The sequence below is a fragment of the Jannaschia rubra genome, from assembly GCF_001403735.1.
In the GTDB taxonomy this organism is placed as follows: domain Bacteria; phylum Pseudomonadota; class Alphaproteobacteria; order Rhodobacterales; family Rhodobacteraceae; genus Jannaschia; species Jannaschia rubra.
On record NZ_CXPG01000017.1, the window covers coordinates 71,781 to 88,779 of the forward strand.

General features: G+C 65.8%; 16 protein-coding genes and 1 tRNA gene. 12 read left to right on the forward strand and 5 right to left on the reverse strand.

The features are described 5' to 3' along the window. The 3 genes from JAN5088_RS08845 to JAN5088_RS08855 all read left to right on the forward strand — a co-directional run bounded on the left by JAN5088_RS08845 (position 1) and on the right by JAN5088_RS08855 (position 4,481). A tRNA-Gln gene (locus tag JAN5088_RS08845) sits at positions 1-75 on the forward strand. Positions 76-638: 563 nt separating this feature from the next. Further along, positions 639-3,980, forward strand: coding sequence for a M10 family metallopeptidase C-terminal domain-containing protein (locus JAN5088_RS19545; protein WP_055682475.1), 3,342 nt, complete (start codon positions 639-641; stop codon positions 3,978-3,980). A gap of 138 nt (positions 3,981-4,118) precedes the next feature. Next, a complete protein-coding gene (locus tag JAN5088_RS08855; RefSeq protein WP_055682476.1) occupies positions 4,119-4,481 on the forward strand; it encodes a hypothetical protein in 363 nt (120 codons plus the stop codon). A 104-nt stretch (positions 4,482-4,585) separates the two neighbouring features. On the opposite strand, the gene JAN5088_RS08860 is transcribed toward JAN5088_RS08855, so the two are convergent. From JAN5088_RS08860 to JAN5088_RS08870, 3 genes are all read right to left on the reverse strand, one after another. After that, entirely contained in the window at positions 4,586-5,269 is a 684-nt protein-coding gene (locus tag JAN5088_RS08860; protein WP_055682477.1) for a TVP38/TMEM64 family protein, read from the reverse strand. A 55-nt stretch (positions 5,270-5,324) separates the two neighbouring features. Further along, positions 5,325-6,035, reverse strand: a complete 711-nt coding sequence (locus JAN5088_RS08865) for a TVP38/TMEM64 family protein (RefSeq protein WP_074962651.1) — start codon at positions 6,033-6,035, stop codon at positions 5,325-5,327. Between the two features lie 74 nt (positions 6,036-6,109). Next, positions 6,110-6,610, reverse strand: a complete 501-nt coding sequence (locus JAN5088_RS08870) for a DUF2478 domain-containing protein (protein ID WP_055682479.1) — start codon at positions 6,608-6,610, stop codon at positions 6,110-6,112. 71 nt (positions 6,611-6,681) lie between these two features. On the opposite strand from JAN5088_RS08870, the gene JAN5088_RS08875 reads away from it, so the two are divergent. Genes JAN5088_RS08875 through JAN5088_RS08885 form a run of 3 tightly spaced genes read left to right on the forward strand, consistent with a single transcriptional unit; the run spans position 6,682 to position 9,139 of the window. After that, entirely contained in the window at positions 6,682-7,410 is a 729-nt protein-coding gene (locus tag JAN5088_RS08875) for a 5-oxoprolinase subunit B family protein (RefSeq protein ID WP_055682480.1), read from the forward strand. Next, a complete protein-coding gene (locus tag JAN5088_RS08880) occupies positions 7,407-8,375 on the forward strand; it encodes a 5-oxoprolinase subunit C family protein (RefSeq protein WP_055682481.1) in 969 nt (322 codons plus the stop codon). The genes JAN5088_RS08875 and JAN5088_RS08880 overlap by 4 nt, the downstream gene beginning before the upstream one ends. Beyond that, positions 8,372-9,139 (forward strand): LamB/YcsF family protein, encoded by a 768-nt coding sequence (locus tag JAN5088_RS08885; protein ID WP_055682482.1) that lies wholly within the window; start codon positions 8,372-8,374, stop codon positions 9,137-9,139. The genes JAN5088_RS08880 and JAN5088_RS08885 overlap by 4 nt, the downstream gene beginning before the upstream one ends. Here JAN5088_RS08885 and JAN5088_RS08890 read toward each other — a convergent pair. Continuing rightward, positions 9,136-9,900 carry an SseB family protein gene (locus tag JAN5088_RS08890; RefSeq protein ID WP_055682483.1) on the reverse strand — a complete coding sequence of 255 codons (765 nt, stop codon included), beginning with the start codon at positions 9,898-9,900 and terminating at the stop codon, positions 9,136-9,138. The genes JAN5088_RS08885 and JAN5088_RS08890 overlap by 4 nt on opposite strands. Continuing rightward, positions 9,897-10,487: a uracil-DNA glycosylase family protein gene (locus tag JAN5088_RS08895; RefSeq protein WP_055682484.1), complete on the reverse strand. Its 591-nt coding sequence runs from the start codon at positions 10,485-10,487 to the stop codon at positions 9,897-9,899. The genes JAN5088_RS08890 and JAN5088_RS08895 overlap by 4 nt, the downstream gene beginning before the upstream one ends. A gap of 177 nt (positions 10,488-10,664) precedes the next feature. Between JAN5088_RS08895 and JAN5088_RS08900 the strand changes: the two genes are divergently transcribed. The 6 genes from JAN5088_RS08900 (at position 10,665) to JAN5088_RS08925 (ending at position 16,962) form a co-directional block, all read left to right on the forward strand. After that, the gene (locus JAN5088_RS08900) at positions 10,665-10,952 is read left to right on the forward strand and encodes a co-chaperone GroES (protein ID WP_055682485.1); all 288 of its coding nucleotides are present in this window, start codon (positions 10,665-10,667) and stop codon (positions 10,950-10,952) included. A 54-nt stretch (positions 10,953-11,006) separates the two neighbouring features. Next, a complete protein-coding gene (gene groL, locus JAN5088_RS08905) occupies positions 11,007-12,647 on the forward strand; it encodes a chaperonin GroEL (protein ID WP_055682486.1) in 1,641 nt (546 codons plus the stop codon). A 164-nt stretch (positions 12,648-12,811) separates the two neighbouring features. Beyond that, positions 12,812-13,162: a PRC-barrel domain-containing protein gene (locus JAN5088_RS08910; RefSeq protein ID WP_055682487.1), complete on the forward strand. Its 351-nt coding sequence runs from the start codon at positions 12,812-12,814 to the stop codon at positions 13,160-13,162. 127 nt (positions 13,163-13,289) lie between these two features. Then, positions 13,290-14,588 carry a Na+/H+ antiporter NhaA gene (locus tag JAN5088_RS08915; RefSeq protein ID WP_055682488.1) on the forward strand — a complete coding sequence of 433 codons (1,299 nt, stop codon included), beginning with the start codon at positions 13,290-13,292 and terminating at the stop codon, positions 14,586-14,588. A 165-nt stretch (positions 14,589-14,753) separates the two neighbouring features. Continuing rightward, on the forward strand, positions 14,754-15,407 hold the full coding sequence (locus JAN5088_RS08920; RefSeq protein WP_055682489.1) for an ABC transporter ATP-binding protein: 654 nt from the start codon (positions 14,754-14,756) through the stop codon (positions 15,405-15,407). After that, the gene (locus tag JAN5088_RS08925) at positions 15,400-16,962 is read left to right on the forward strand and encodes a KpsE/RkpR family capsule polysaccharide export protein (RefSeq protein ID WP_082429910.1); all 1,563 of its coding nucleotides are present in this window, start codon (positions 15,400-15,402) and stop codon (positions 16,960-16,962) included. Before JAN5088_RS08920 ends, JAN5088_RS08925 begins: the two co-directional genes overlap by 8 nt. The last annotated feature ends 37 nt before the right edge of the window (positions 16,963-16,999 follow it).

Below are 16,999 nucleotides of genomic sequence, written 5' to 3' on the forward strand. Positions count from 1 at the left end.
TGGGGTGTAGCCAAGCGGTAAGGCATCGGTTTTTGGTACCGTGTATCGTAGGTTCGAATCCTACCACCCCAGCCAGAATTCCTGATCGACGCCGGTTTTCCTGTCGCCTCGCAGGATAATATCGACGCAGGTCTGTCGATCCTCCGGATCTTTGCTCGGTACCGCGCACACCATCGTCATCACTCGGTCCATCCGAACGAATGCCGCGGCCCGTAACCGGCACCAAGGATCGGTCGGTATTGGCTAACGCGTTACGTAGATCATTTGACGTGACGTCATTCCCTTTGGCATCGTTCGATACCGAGGGAATATTTCGTCGTCCCAAGAAAAACGAGCGGATGTCATTTAACGTTCGGCGGCGCTTACTTCAGGCTCAAGCCCTTTGAAACTTGATCTTATGCGGTAGCATCGATTGTCGAGAACATATGCTCGGGCATCGAATGCGGCTCTCTATCCATCGGGTAACGGGGGATGAGGACCTTCAATTGGATTGTGGACAGGTCGCAGATTCTGCCGCATCCTCGATCACGGTGAAGGGGTTTGCCAATCAACGCCGGCAACGAATTGCAGTTGTCGGGACCATCTTGATCGTCAGGCGGCATGCCCGGCGATCGCAATCAGTATAGGGAACCCCGAAGATGCCGTCTTCAGCTTCGACTATTGGTGCATGGTGGATCAATGACCAGACGCCGGACAATCCTTTCGGCAAAAGCGATGATTACGAGGCCTTCATCGACTATACCGGTTCGCTGCGTCGCAGTCTGACGCCGGAAATCGCGGCGGAGCCGCTGAGGATCAACGTCGAGGAGCTGGGCAATCATCCCGACTATCAGGCGGCCGCGGTGGGTGCCCTGCAGATGTGGTCCTCCGTTACGCCGTTGGAATTCGAGATCGTCGATGACACGGCCTGGGATCCCGAAACCGACTGGATACGGGTGGTAAGCCCCGAACTGGGGGAACCCAGCGATGGCAGCGCGTTTTCGAGTAATCGCTACGTCAGCATCGGCCAGCGGTTCCACGACACCGAACCCGATCTCACGGAAATCGGCGGCTACGTGTTCGACTCCTTCGTCCATGAATTCGGGCATGAGTTCGGCCTCAACCATCCCGGTCTTTACAACTACAGCGGCCCCGGGGGCGTGCAGATCAACTATCTGAACAACGCAACCTGGATCTACGACCGTCAGCAATACAGCGTCATGTCCTATTTCGACGGCATCGACGTGGGCGAGGACACGCGGTGGTCGGCATCGACGCCGCTCATGGCCGACATCGAAGCGGTGATCCGCCGCTTCTTTTCGACCGTGGATGAGGACGGGGTGCGGACCTACGAGACCATCGACTTGATGACGGGAGACAACGTCTATGGCTTCGACAGCACGGAATATGGGTACGAGCTGACCTCCACCGGCCTGCAGCGGGACATCGGGTTCGTGATCCACGACACCGGGGGTAGCGACACGATCAATTTCTCGGGCTCCACCGCGGGCACGATCCTCGACCTGCGCGCGGGGCAGTTTTCGAGCGTGAACGGCCATAGCAACAACGTGTCGATCTTTGCCGGGCACAATGCCGACGACACGGAATACTACATCGAAAACGGTATCGGCAGTGCCCATGACGATATTCTGATCGGCAACGACGGGGCCAATGTGCTCGACGGGCGGGGTGGCGGTGACCGGATGGCCGGTTACGGCGGCGACGACATCTACTATGTCGACTCCATCGACGACATCGTGCGCGAAGAAGCGGACGGTGGAAACGATACCGTCATCGTGCTGTCCGCAGACCTCGACCTAGGCGAGATCGAGAACGTCGAAAACATCATCTATATCGACCGCACGACGCCGCCGCCTGACGTGATTAGCGAAGGAACCCCGCCCATCGTCGGTGACAATACGCTGACCAGCATCATCATCGGCGACGACATGAACGAACGGATCGACGGCGGGGCCGGCAGCAACACCATTTTCGGCCGGGGGGGCGACGACCTCATCATCGGCGGCACCGACTCGCTGGCCAGTCGGGACATCAACAACACGATCGATGTCGCCGACCTGGAAGATCAAACGGAAAGCGACGACGGCGACGACGCGCTCTATGGCGGTGACGGCAACGACACCATCTTCGGCGGACAGGGCAACGACCTGCTCGACGGGGGCGACGGCGACGATGTTCTCTACGGCCAGGACGGCATCGACATCTTCCGGGGCGGCAATGGCGTCGATACCGCGGACTTCAGTCGTGAAAGCCCGTTCCAGCTTCTCGTCAACCTCGAGACGAACGTCGCCAGCGGCGGAACCGCATCCGGCGACACCTTCTACAGCATCGAGAACCTGGTCGGCTCCGACGACCGCATCGACCGCTTCATAGGGACGGCGGATGCGAACCACTTCTGGGGTCGGGGAGGCGGCGACGTCTTCAACGGGCGGGACGGGGACGACATCCTCGACGGTGGCGCGGACGGTGACATCCTCTATGGCGAGGGTGGAAACGACACGATCATCGGCGGCAGCGGCCAGGATTACCTCGATGGCGGCGACGATATCGACACCGTAGACTATTCCGGCAGCAGTGACGGCGTGACGGTCGATCTCGTGGGCGGCACGGCCAGCGGTGGCGATGCCGATGGCCCGGTACAGATCGTCGGACGCGGGACCGTCATCCGCAATGACATCCTCGTCGGTTTCGAGAACGTCGTGGGTTCGCGCTTCGACGATCGGCTGATCGGGACGGAGGAGTCGAACGAGCTCTACGGTGGCTCCGGAAATGACGTCCTGACCGGCGGCGGCGGAGGCGACCTGCTCGACGGCGGAGCCGGCAGCGATACCGCCGACTACTCGAATGGCACGGTTGGAATGCTTGCGGACATACGGCGCGGCGATCTTGCCGGCGATACCTATGTCTCGATCGAGAACCTTGCCGGGACCGGGTTCGATGACGGCCTCAGGGGCGACGGCGCCGCGAACGTGCTGACCGGGCAAGGCGGCGACGACTGGCTCCATGGGGGTGGGGGTGACGATATCCTGCTGGGCGATTTCGCCTATCAGGGGGAGCCGCTGCCGCGGCCCGGGCTCGGTACGGGCACGGCCACACTCGGGGAGGATGCCGCGAACAATTCGATCGCAACGGCCTTCGACATCTCCGACAACTTCTCGCTGGACGAAAATCCGGACATCTTCGACTCGACGACCGTGCTTCACACGACCGTCAACGCGACCGGAAACGGCGAGGGCGCGTACTACAGCATCGAGCTGGCGGCGGGCACGTCGATCACCATCGACATCGACGGCATCGCCGACCCCGACGTCCACGACAGCTATCTCCGGCTTCTCGACAGCGAAGGCAACGTCGTTGCCGAGAACGACGACGGCGGCGGGGATCCCGGATCTGCCACGAACAGGGATTCGAGCATCGCCTTCGTCGTCGAGGAAACCGGAACCTACTACATCGTGGAGGGCAGCTGGACGCCGGATGCGCCGGGCAGCGGCTGGACGGATGCCGTGCCGGAGGGGTCGACCTACGAGATGCACGTCTCGGTCGACTTCCCGCCCGAGCCGGCGGAACCCGGCGAAGCGGGCTCCGACGTCCTGCGGGGTGGGCGCGGCAACGACCTGCTCGACGGCGGCCTCGGAGCGGACAAGCTCATCGGCGGGTTCGGAGAGGATTCGTTCCGCTTCTCCACCGCGCTCGAGGCGGACAACATCGACCGGATCACGGATTTCGACGTCGACGACGATCTGATCCTGCTCGACAATCTCGTCTTTGGGGCTCTGGGGGACGAAGGTGTCCTTTCGTTCGACGCATTCCATGCATCCCCGTTCGGTGAGGCTTTCGATGCGAACGACCGCATCATCTATGACACCGGCAGCGGAAGCCTATGCTACGACGAGGATGGCACGGGAGAGATGGAGGCGATCCAATTCGCGCGCCTGAGCGCAAATCTGGACCTCTCCGCGGACCACTTCATCATCATCTAGAGACGACCGGCGGGGGCGTCCCCAGGGCGCCCCCTCCTTCCACGGCGACCGTCCCTCCGTTGATCGGGAGTTGCCACGGTCCGCGAGAACGAAAGCGAGCCTGAAATGAGGCATGCCACCGGACGCCGGAAGGTGATTATGACGCTCGGCGTCATGGCCCTCGCCACGATTCCCGGCAGGGGTGCCACGCAACCGACGGTCGTCCCCGGTAGCGTCGCATTCGAGGGCGGCATGAACATCCCCGAAGGAGAGATCGAAGTATATTTCGACGATCCGTCCAGTTCCGATCCAGCGGACCCGGATGCCTTGTCCACACGCCTGCGCAGCGACGGCAACGCGAAGGCCATCGAATTCCTGCTGACCGTCGACACCGATGTGTCGGGTGTCAGGGAAGTCGTCGCGCGCCTGGAACGCAATGACGGCTGGCTGATCGCCCGAGGAAGCACCGTGTTCGAGTTGGGCGCACCCGTCCGGATCATGCTCCATACCGTCATGTATTGACGAGAGGTTCCGCGGGGAGCTGCGTGTCCTGGCGCGGGGAACTGTGATCGAGGAGTAGAGCAGGGTTGCCCCTTGCGCGGACGCTGCCGCAAAATGACGCTTCCTCAGGCCTCACTCAGCCCTTTTTCGGCAAGCTTGGCCCGGGCCTTGCGACCGACCAGCACGGTCACGGCCAGCGTGGCCGCGATGCCAACGGCGAAGAAGACCCACCGTAGCGGCCCTCCGTCGCCACCGCCCGCTCCAAGAGACGCGATCCAGACATAGAGCAGCGTGCCCGGCATGATGCCGAAGAAGGTGGCCAGCAGATAGGGCCAGAACGCGACCCGCGTGGCGCCCAGCGCCCAGTTCTGCAGCGAGAAGGGGATCGCGGGCGACAGGCGCAGCAGACCGACCACCTTCCACCCGTCGTCGGCGATGGCACCGTCGATGGCGCGCAGGCGGTCGTTGCGGTCGATCCGGTCGGCCACGCGATCGCGTACCAGATAGCGCCCCGCGAGGAACGAAATCCCCGCCCCGAGCGTGGCGCCGACCAGCACCAGCGGAAAGGCCCACAGGCCGAAGGCGAGGCCCCCCGCGATGGTCAGCAGCGACCCCGGTACGAGGCAAAGCGTCGCCACAGCGTAGATGACGATGAAGGCGACCCAGCCCGCCGCGCCCAGCCCGCCGAGCCAGCGTCGGAACGCCTCGGCCCAGTCCTGCACCGGAAGCAACGCATAGGCCGCGATCAGTGCGACGATGGCCGCAGCGATCAGGGCCCAGCGGATCAAGTCGGGCCGGGTCTCGGTCATCGAAGGCTCCTGCGCGGGTCGGGCCAGCAAACCCGACAGGACGCCATTCGCGGAATCACTTGTCCGTGACCGCAGCGCCATGAAACCCCGCGCGGCGCAATTCGGTCGTGGCAAAACGCGCGAGCCAGAGAACGAGAAGGCCGAATCCCAACAGCCCGAACCCGGCGAGCGCAAGCTGCACCCGGCTGGTGCCGACTGTGGCGAGGCCACCCATCTCGCCGATCCAGACCATGGCCAGCGTGCCCGGTGCGAGACCCAGCGTCGAGGCCACGACATAGGGAGCAAGGCGTACCGACGTGAGCCCCAAAAGCCAGTTCTGCGCGGTGAACGGCAGGATCGGCGTCAGCCGCAGCAGCCCAACGAAGACCATCGCGTTCTGACCGATGGCCCGATCGGCGGCGTGCATCCGGGGCCCCGCCATCCGCCGCATCATCGGGTCGCGCAGCCAGTAGCGGCCGACCAGATAGGGCGGCACGGCGCCGAGGATGCTGCCCAGCATCGACAGCGGAAAGCCCCACCAGCCGAAAGCCAGACCACCGACGACCGACATGGCCGCCGCGGGCAGCGGAAGGATCACCACGACGACATAGGCGACAAGAAACACCACCACGCCCAGCGGCCCGTGCGAGTCGACCCAGTCGCGCAGCATCGGCACCCAATCGCCCCATGGCAGAAGCCACATGGCGAATGCGATGGCCACCAGCAGCAGGGGCCAGAGCCACAGGTGCCAAGTCCTGATCGAGTCGGGGGGTGCAGTGGATGTCATACCCGGCGTCACCTAGTGTGAGGCACGGGGGGGCCGCAAGAGTGCACGACATCGTAACCAGGTGAACGTGACAATCAGGCGCGCACCGGCATCCAGGCCAGCAGGGCATCCGGGTCGGGCGGCAGCGCGACCGCCGCGTCGCCCGTGAAATCGCGCAGCGCATCGAGGTTGATGCCATTGACGCCGAGCAGCACGTCGGCACCGCTTTCCAGCGCGGCCGCGATGACCGGGCGGAAGCCGCGGCCCGCCGCTTCCTGCTTGCCGAACTTGTTGACGATCAGCAGGTCCACCCCGTCTGCCAGCCGCGCCTGAGTCGCGGCGACGGCGGTCTCCAGCCCTTCGGCATCCAGACGGCAGCCCCGCGCTTCGCGGCCGAGAGACTGGCTGATGCGAATGACGGGCCCATCGGGCAGGACGACCGCATCCATGTCGCACCGCGCGCAGCCGGGTCGATCGCTGTTGACCTGAACGATGCCCGCGACCCGCAGGCCCCGCGCGATGGCGGCCTGGGCCAGATCGTGGAGCAGGGGGTCGAGCTCTCCGCGCCCCTCGGTCATGGTATAGGCGATACGCATGCCGCTTCGTTCCACGGCGCCGGGCGGCGTGCAAGCCTTGACGCGGCGGGGGCTGCGCGCGACGCAGGGACATGGACGAGACCTTCCCCCGGATCGAGCCGCTGGGCGAAGCCGCGCTGCTGGTGCGGTTCGCGCCGCGTCTGGACGATGCGGCCAACCGCACTTGCCTCGCCTTCCGCGCCTCGCTGGAGGAGAACCGCCCGGAGGGTGTTGTCGAGACGGCCTCGTCGCTGGGTTCGGTCCTCGTACGGTACGAAGGCGATGGGGGCAATCTGGACGATCTGCTGCGCGAAAGGCTGGCCGCCTGTGACTGGGCGCGCGTCGCGTTGCCGCCGCGACGCTTCTGGCGCATTCCCTGCAGCTATGGCGGCGACGACGGCCCCCAGCTGACCGAGGCCGCAGCGATGGCCGGGGTGTCAGAGGCAGAGGCCGTGGAGGCGCTGTCCTCGGCACGGGTGCGGGTGCTGGCCCTGGGGTTCGCGCCGGGGATGCCATATCTGGGCATCTTGCCTGACGTGTGGGACTTGCCGCGCCAGTCGGGGCTGACACCGAAGGTGCCGGAGGGCGCGCTGGTGGTTGCGGTGCGCCAGCTTGTACTGTTCGGGACCGCGGCGCCGACGGGCTGGCGGCAGGTGGGGCGCACAATGTTCGGCTGCTTCGACCCTTCGCGCGCGCGGCCCGTCGCGCTCTCGCCCGGCGACGAGGTGGTATTCGAGGCAGTCACCTCCGCTGAAATGCAAGACCGCGCAGCGGCGGATGCGGACCGCCACGGCGGCGCGACGGTCGAGGATCTGACGTGATCGAGGTTCTGGCCTGCGGTCCGCTTGTCACGGTGCAGGATGGCGGCCGGCCCGGCTGGTTGGCCGATGGGCTGGCAGAGGGCGGTGCGGCCGACCGGCGCGCGTTGGAGGAAGCGCGCGCCCTGCTGGGCCATGCGGGCGCGGGAATCGAGACACCGGGCGCGCCGTTGCGCCTCAAGCTGCACGTGAACACGACCGTCGCGCTGACCGGGGCGCCGATGCGAGCCGCGGCGGACGGGCGCGCGCTGGCATGGAACGCCTGCCACCCGCTTCCGACCGGTACGGTGCTGGACCTGCGGCCGACCGGAGAGGGCGTCTATTCCTACGTCCATGTCGGTGGCGGACTGACGATGCCGGAGGTGCTGGGCAGTCGGTCCGCGCATCTGATCGCGGGGATCGGAGAGCCGCTTGCGCCGGGGGACAGTCTGCCCTGCGCAGCCTTCGCCGGCGCCGCGCGGCGTGTCGCGGCCGCGGACCGAATGGGCGGCGGGCTGCTGCGACTGCTTCCTACGCCACAGACGCGCATGTTTTCGCGCGACGCGATTGAGCGGTTCGAGAACGCCATGTTCCGCCGCGACGCGCGTGGCAACCGGCAAGGCGTGCGTTTGACGAGCGACGGGCAGGAGTTCGCAACGGAGGGGCAGTTAGGCCTGCTGTCCGATTTCATCCTGCCTGGAGATGTGCAGATGACGGGTGACGGCGTTCCCTATATCCTGGGGCCCGAATGCCAGACGACGGGGGGGTATCCGCGGATCGGGTCGGTGATCGCAGCCGATTTGCCGCGCGCATTGCAGGCAGTGCCGGGCGCGAAGGTGCGGTTCCGCTTCGTCACGCTGGCGGAGGCGCAGGCGGCAAGGCCCGGCCAGCCGACGGTCGAGCCGCTGACGCGCGATCCGGCGGAGGTGCCGGACCTTCTGTCGCTGCAACTGGTGGGTGGGGTCGTTTCGGCACGGGAGGACGGATGAAGGTCGATTTGAACGCGGACATGGGCGAAGGCTTCGGCGACTGGACGATGGGAGACGACGCTGCGTTGCTCGACGTCGTCACCTCGGCCAACGTGGCCTGCGGCGCCCACGCCGGCGACTGGGACGTGATGGCGCGGACCATGGCGATGGCGCGTGACCGAGCCGTGGGCATCGGCGCGCATCCGGGCTTTCCCGACCTTCAGGGGTTCGGACGCCGCCGCATGAACTTCGCTCTGGAAAGCATTGAAAATCTTGTGATCTGGCAATTAGGAGCCGCGCGTGGAATGGCAGCATCGTTGGGCGCTGAGGTGCGACATTTCAAACTGCACGGCGCGCTGTCCAACATGGCGTCGGAAGATGGAGAGCTTGCGCGCGCGGCCTATGGTGCGGCGCTGCGGGTCGACCCGGAGGTCATCCTGCTGGTCCTGGCCGGAACGGCGCAGGAGGCGGTCGCGCGCGATCTGCGCGCGCGATGGGCGGGCGAGATATTCGCCGACCGGGGGTATGCAGACGACGCGACGCTCGTGCCGCGCGGCCAGCCCGGTGCCATGATCCACGACCCGGAGGAAGCGGCTGCGCGCATGGTCCGTTTCGTGCGCGAGGGGGCGATCCTGTCGAACGGCGGGCGGCGCATTCCGGCGGCCTGCGATTCGATTTGCCTGCATGGTGATGGACCGGAGGCAGCGGCGATCGGCCGCGCAGTGCGCACGGCGCTGGAAGCGGACGGCGTGTCGCTGGCGCCCATGGAGGGGCGGCGGGGCTAGCGCAGGCGTGGCGGCGCGTCGGGGTCGCGGACCGGACGCGGGGCCTCGGGTTGCGGCAGGTCGATGCGGAGGCCGTGGCGCGAAAGTGTCGCCGCGAGCGTCTGATCCGCGCGCAGGAAGGTCACATCGAGCTGCCCGGCTTCAAGGCCCGAGAACACCAGCGCCTCGGACACCGCGCGGGCGATGTCGGTCTCGGCGCCGGGCACCGGATCGACGAACCCCAGGATGTGTCCACGCGATCCGTCGTCATAACGCACGCTCGCCAGATAGGCGCAACGCGCCAGCCCTGACGCGAGCCGCAGCTTGGCATCCAGCCCGGTAAGCAGGGCGTCGGGCAGGTCGCCCGGCGGCGTGACTTCGGAAATGCGGGCTTCCGTCTCCTCTGGCGTATGCGCCAGGGTCCGGTCGAGCCAGGCGATGGATGCGGGCTCCAGCAGTTGGGCGGAGGGCGCGTCTTCGAGGTTGAGGGCGAGGCCCAGACCCTCGCCCATCAGCAGGGCCGCCAGCCTGCGGCCTGAAAGCGTGGCAGTGGGTGCCGCGCCCGCGAAGGCGGTCAGGCGTTCGGGCAGATCGAAGGCAAGCGCATAGCGCTCTCCGTCGACCTCGACGAGGCGAGGGGTTACGGTCTCCCTGTCCTCCGTCTCGAGCAGGAGGTGGAGTTCGGCCTCGGCCAGCCGTTCGAAGAACCCCAATCGAGCGGCATCGGTGCCCAGGGTCTCAGCCGAGAGGTGCGCGCGGTCGAGCGGGGTTTCAGGCGTCATGTCAGAGCCTCGCGGATGGCGGCGCGGAGCGCGGGCAGGGTGTCGGTGGCGAACCACGGATGTTTCTTCAGCCAAGCGGTATTGCGCCACGACGGATGCGGCAAGCAGAAGATGCCGGGCGCCAGGCTTTCCCAGTCGCGCACCCGGTCCGTCACGCGGCCGCGACCCAGATGCCAGTCCTGCGCGTAGCCGCCGATGAGCAGCGTCACCCGGACAGGGCCGACATGTGCCAGGGCCGCCTCGCGCCAGGTCGCGGCGCAGAGGCGGGGCGGCGGGATGTCGCCGCCGGCACGGTCGTATCCGGGAAAGCAGAACCCCATCGGCACGATGGCGACCTTGTCGCGGTTCCAGAAGGTCTCGTCGTTCACTCCCATCCACTCGCGCAGGCGGACGCCGGACGGATCGTCGAAGGGTTTGCCGGAGTTGTGGGCACGCATCCCCGGCGCCTGGCTCGCCACAATCACGCGGGCGCCGGGGCGGAACCAAACGACGGGGGCGGGAGCATGGGCCGTCTCCGTTGCGGCGAAGCGGTCGGCGCAGAGACGGCAGGCAGCGATGCGGTCGGGGATCGGGGTGGTGTCGGACATGCAGCCCAGCTAGGAAGCGGCCGGCCATGCGCAAGGGGCGGTGTGAACGGGCCACGCATCCATCGGCGTTCTTCCCCGTTGACAGCCGCGTGAGGCGAGCCTAGCTAGCGGCGCAGTTGGCACTCCCCGAAGGTGAGTGCCAATGGAACCGTAACATTTCTGCGAAGAGGCTATCACATGGCTTTCAAACCGCTGCATGACCGCGTTCTGGTCCGCCGCACGGAGTCCGACGAGAAGACCAAGGGCGGCCTGATCATCCCCGATACCGCCAAGGAAAAGCCTGCCGAGGGCGAGATCGTGTCCGTGGGCGAGGGGGCCCGCAAGGACTCTGGCGAGCTGATCGCCCCTTCGGTCAAGGCCGGCGACAAGATCCTGTTCGGCAAGTGGTCGGGCACCGAGGTCACGATCGACGGCGAAGAGCTGCTGATCATGAAGGAGTCGGACGTCCTGGGGATCATCGCCTGAGCGAAGATCACCTGAAGTTCGCCTTTCAACGCATTACAATATCAGGAGAATAACATGGCCGCCAAGGACGTGAAATTCGGTACCGACGCCCGCAATCGGATGCTCAAGGGCGTCAACATCCTCGCCGACGCCGTCAAGGTCACGCTGGGCCCCAAGGGCCGGAACGTGGTTCTGGACAAGTCGTTCGGCGCCCCCCGGATCACCAAGGACGGTGTGTCTGTCGCCAAGGAAATCGAACTGGAAGACAAGTTCGAGAACATGGGCGCGCAGATGGTCAAGGAAGTTGCCCAGCGCACCAATGACGAGGCCGGCGACGGCACCACCACCGCCACCGTGCTGGCCCAGGCCATCGTGCGCGAAGGCATGAAGTCGGTAGCCGCCGGCATGAACCCGATGGATCTCAAGCGTGGCATCGACCTCGCGACCGCCAAGGTCGTCGAAGCCATCAAGGCCGCCGCCCGCGACGTGTCCGACAGCGCCGAAGTGGCCCAGGTCGGCACCATCTCGGCCAACGGCGAAGCCGAAATCGGTCGTCAGATCGCGGACGCGATGCAGAAGGTCGGCAACGAGGGTGTCATCACCGTCGAGGAGAACAAGGGACTGGAGACCGAGACCGATGTGGTCGAGGGCATGCAGTTCGATCGCGGCTATCTGTCGCCCTACTTCGTGACCAACCCCGAGAAGATGACGGCTGAGCTGGAGGACTGCATCATCCTGCTGCACGAGAAGAAACTCTCGTCGCTGCAGCCGATGGTTCCCCTGCTCGAGCAGGTGATCCAGTCGCAGAAGCCGCTGCTGATCATCGCCGAGGACGTCGAGGGCGAGGCCCTGGCCACGCTGGTCGTCAACAAGCTGCGCGGCGGTCTGAAGATCTCGGCCGTCAAGGCGCCGGGCTTCGGCGACCGTCGGAAGGCCATGCTGCAGGACATCGCGATCCTGACCGGCGGGCAGGTCATCTCGGAAGACCTGGGCATGAAGCTCGAGAACGTCGGCATGGACATGCTGGGGTCTGCTAAGCGGGTGTCGATCACCAAGGACACGACGACCATCGTGGACGGGGCCGGCGAGAAGGCCGAGATCGAGGCGCGTGTCAGCCAGATCCGCGGTCAGATCGAGGAGACCACCTCGGACTACGACCGTGAGAAGCTGCAGGAGCGGGTTGCCAAGCTTGCGGGCGGCGTCGCGGTCATCCGCGTCGGCGGCATGACCGAAGTCGAGGTCAAGGAGCGCAAGGACCGCGTCGACGACGCGCTGAACGCGACCCGTGCGGCCGTTCAGGAAGGCATCGTCGTCGGCGGTGGCGTGGCCCTGGTTCAGGCAGGCAAGACCCTTGAAGGTCTGACCGGCGACAACAGCGACCAGAACGTGGGTATCACCATCGTTCGCAAGGCGCTGGAGGCGCCGCTGCGCCAGATCGCCGAAAACTCCGGCGTGGACGGTTCGGTCGTCGCGGGCAAGATCCGCGAGAGCGACGATCCCAAGTTCGGGTTCAACGCGCAGACCGAGGAATATGGCGACATGTTCAAGTTCGGCGTCATCGACCCGGCCAAGGTGGTGCGTCACGCGCTGCAGGACGCGGCCTCGATCGCCGGCCTGCTGATCACGACCGAAGCCATGGTCGCCGACAAGCCCGCGAAAGAGGGCGCCAGCGGTGGCGGCATGCCCGACATGGGCGGCATGGGCGGCATGATGTAAGCAACGTTCGTTCTTCGAACGGATTGCGCCAGTCGCAGCGCAGGGGGCCCTTCGGGGCCCCTTGTCACGTTCTGGACCAGCGTGCCTCCTCGTGGCTCGTTCGGGAACGGTTCCCTGGGGCAAAGACGTTGCATTGTTACCGCACGTTCCAGAGGAGGACTGACATGACACATGGTGACAAGAGTCTCGTGGCCGCCAACGAAGTGTCCGGCACCGCCGTCTACGGCGCGGACGATTCGAAGGTCGGGACCATCGACCGGGTGATGATCGACAAGACTTCGGGCAAGGTGGCCTATGCCGTAATGAACTTCGGCGGCATCCTGGGCATCGGCGGGGACGAGCGCCCCGTGCCGTGGGAAACGCTGACCTACGATACCGGGCTGGGCGGCTTCCGCACCTCGATCACCGAGGCACAGCTGAACGATGCGCCTGCTGCGCAGGAAGGCTGGGATCGCGACAGGGACTGGGAGACGCGGACCTATCAGACCTATGGAGTGACGCCCTACTGGATCTGATGCGCGCCGATTTCGGGAGCGCCGTCACGTGCGGCGCTCTCGCCATTCGATGCGATGCCATGGTTCGCCTTGCCCGACCGTCCCCCCTCCGCTAGCTACTGCCCGCAGGCAAGGCTGGGGAGAGCGCATGTATCGGGTCTGGAACTTCGTCGCAAATTATTCGCTCCTTCTGATAACGGGCGCGCTGATCGCGCTGATCTGGGCGAATACCGACCTGCACAGCTACCACATGTTCGTGGATTATCCGCTCTGGTTCAACGACTGGATCGGGGCCGACCTGCACCATTGGGAGGAAATCCTGGGCGAGGATGCCGCGCTTTATGGCCATGCCGAGACGGCCAAGGTGCTGACGGCGCATTACCTCGTGAACGATATCCTCATGGCCTTCTTCTTCGCCATCGCGGGCAAGGAAGTTTGGGAGGCGGTCATCCTCGATCAAGGCAGCCTGCGGGGCCGCAAGGCCGCAACGCCCCTGTTCGCGACGTTGGGCGGCATGCTCGGACCCATAGGCGTCTATCTCGGTCTTGCCCTTCTGCTCGGGCCGGCGAAGTTCGGAGAAGTGGCGAACGGCTGGGCCATCCCGACGGCGACGGATATCGCGTTCTCGTATCTCGTCGGGCGCATCGTGTTCGGCGCGGGGCATCCTGCCGTCCGGTTCCTGCTGCTGCTTGCCATCGCGGACGATGCGGCCGGCCTCATCATCCTGGCGATCTTCTATCCTTCGGGGGAGCTTGCGCCGGTCTGGCTGCTGCTGTCGGCGGGGGCCGCGATCGCCGTGTTCCTGCTGTTCAACCGACTGCCGCGCAGGTTGGACCGTCACAACCAGTTGCGCCCCAATTCGACCTGGGTGCGCGATAAGCTGTCGTTCTGGCCCTATCTGGTGGCCGGGGCCCTGTCGTGGTTCGGATTCGCCCAGTCCGGGCTGCATCCCGCGCTCGGCCTGCTTCCCATCGTGCCGACCCTCCCACATGCGGACCGCGCCTTCGGCATCTTCGCCGAGGCGGAGCAATACCTGACCGATCTTCTGAACCACGCCGAGCATTTGCTGAAGCACCCGGTCGAGGTCGTCCTGTTCCTGTTCGGGCTGATGAACGCCGGTGTGGCCTTCTCTGCTATCTCTGAGCCGACCTGGCTGGTTCTCGCCGGTCTCATCATCGGCAAGCCGCTGGGGATCCTTCTGTTCGGCTACATCGGCGCGCATACGCTCAAGCTCGGGTTGCCGGAGGGGATGCGGACGATCGACCTGTTCGTGATCGGTTGCGTTGCGGCCATCGGCTTCACCGTGTCGCTGTTCGTGGCCTCGGTCGCCTTCGATCCGGGCCCGGTACAGGATGCCGCCAAGATGGGTGCCTTGCTCAGTTTCTTCGCCGCGGTGCTGAGCATCCTGGCAGGCAAGTTGACACGGGTGCAGAAGCAGGACGGATGATGCGCGCGGGCGGGATGCCGCCCATTCGCCCGGTTCTTCGCGCCCGGTCCATATGAGCGGGCGCGTATCACCATATTGTCGCCGGATTGGGCCTCTATCGAAATCGGCAGGCCTGTCCGATACTGATCAGACTTCAGGCGCAACACTCCGGGGGCCGTTGGTCCGATGATCGAATTCGATAACGTCTCCAAGTCTTTCTGGACGGGAAAGCAGCGCAAGGTGATCCTTCACCGCGCGTCTTTCCGGGTCGAGCCGGGGCGGTCGGTCGGGATCCTGGCCCCGAACGGCACGGGCAAGACGACCATCATCAACATGATGGCGGGACTGGAGAAACCGGATGAGGGCGAAGTGCACCGCACCTCCCGCGTCAGCTTTCCGCTCGGGTTCATGGGCGGCGTCATCTCGAAGAATACGGCGACGGAGAATGCGCGTTACATCGCAACGCTCTACGGTCTCGACCCCGACTACGTCGAGGCGTTCTGCCGTTATCTCTGCGGAATCGAGGAATATTTCGACATGCCCGTCGGCACCTACAGCCAGGGGATGAAGGCGCGGTTCAGCTTCGCGCTGATGCTGGCGCTGGAGTTCGACATTTACCTCATCGATGAGGGGATGCCTTCGACCACCGATGCGGAGTTCAATCGCAAGGCCGGGTCGATCCTGAAGGACCGTCTGGCCGAGGCGACGGTCGTCATCGTCAGTCATCAGCCGCAGGTCCTGGAACGCTTTGCCACGTCGGCGGCCGTCCTGCGCGATGGCGCGCTGCACCAATTCGATACGCTGGAAGAAGCGCGGAGGCTGTACGAATACGATGCCTAGAGCCGTCAAGTTCCGCATCCGCGCAGACGCCGGGTTCCATCCGCGCGAGACTTCGGCACCGGCCGTCGACGGCGCGGCACCGTCCGCGGACGCCGCGCCGGCGCCCGTCGCCAACACCTTGCCGGACGCCACGTTCGATTCCGTGCCGACCGGCCGGCAGCTTCGCATGGCCCGGCGGATCGCCCAGAAACATGGCATAAAGGTGTCCTCGGATCAGGAGGCCGTGGCCGCGTTGCGGTCCCGCGGCATCGACCCGTTCGAGCGGGCGAACATGCTGCAACTGATCCCCGGCCGAAAGATGCCGGCCAGACGCGACGACGCAGGCGGTGACGACCAGGTTCCCGCCGTTCGCCGGCAGGCCCCCGTGCCCGCCCAACCCGCACCCGGCGCCATAGACGCGGCAACCCGGGCCAGCGAGATCGTCCGCATCCAGCGCGACATCGCCCGTCGCAGGCGCCGGCGGCTCGTCCTGCTGACGGTGCGGCTGGCGTTCTTCGTCGGGCTGCCGACGATCCTTGCAGGGATTTATTATTACACTATCGCCACCCCGATGTATGCGACCAAGTCCGAGTTCATCATCCAGCAGGCCGACGGGGCCGCAGGGGCAGGGGGGCTCGGTGGTCTGTTCTCCGGTACCGGCCTCGCCACGCAACAGGACAGCATATCTGTCCAATCCTACCTTCTGTCGCGCGATGCGCTGGCACGGCTCGACGCGGACCTGGGTTTCACCGAAGAGTTCTCGGCCGAGGGGATCGACCCATTGCAGCGCCTCGAACCCGGCGCGACGGACCAGGCGGCCTACAAGCTCTACCAGCGGATGGTGAATATCGGCTACGACCCGACCGAAGGCGTGGTGAAGATGGAGGTTGTCGCCCCCGAGCCCGCCGTATCGGAAGCGTTCAGCAAGGCGCTGATCGGCTATGCCGAGGAGCAGGTGGACCAACTGACCGCGCGCCTCCGGACCGACCAGATGGCGGGCGCCGAAGACAGCTTTGCCGCCGCCGAGGTCCGCATGCAGGAAGCGCAGGGCCGGGTCGTCGCGCTGCAGGAACAGTTGGGCGTCGTATCGGCCGAGGCGGAGCTGTCCAACAGCTATGCCCAGATCGGCGCCATCGAGACCGAACTGCGGGCCGAGCGCCTGCGGCTGGACCAGTTGCTCGCCAATCGGCGGCCGAACGAGACCCGGGTTCAGGTCGCGCGATCGAACATCGCCCGGCTGGAGGATGAGCTTGCGCGGTTGCGCTCCGGCTTGACCGAAAGCGCGACCGACGATGCGAGCCTTGCCCGCGTGACGGCCGAGCTTCAGGTGGCCCAGGGCGATCTGGTGACGCGGCGCCTGCTGCTGCAACAGGCCGCGCAGCAGCTGGAGCTCGCGCGGATCGAGGCGAACCGCCAGGTGCGCTACCTGTCCACGCCCGTTCCGCCCATCGCCCCGGACGAGCCGACATACCCCCGCGCCTTCGAAAACACGGTGCTGGCATTCCTGATCTTTGCGGGGCTTTACCTGATGGTGTCGCTGACGGCGGCCATCCTGCGGGAGCAGGTGTCGGGCTAAGTTCGGGTTTGCAAAGACGGGCCATGCGGCTAGCTGT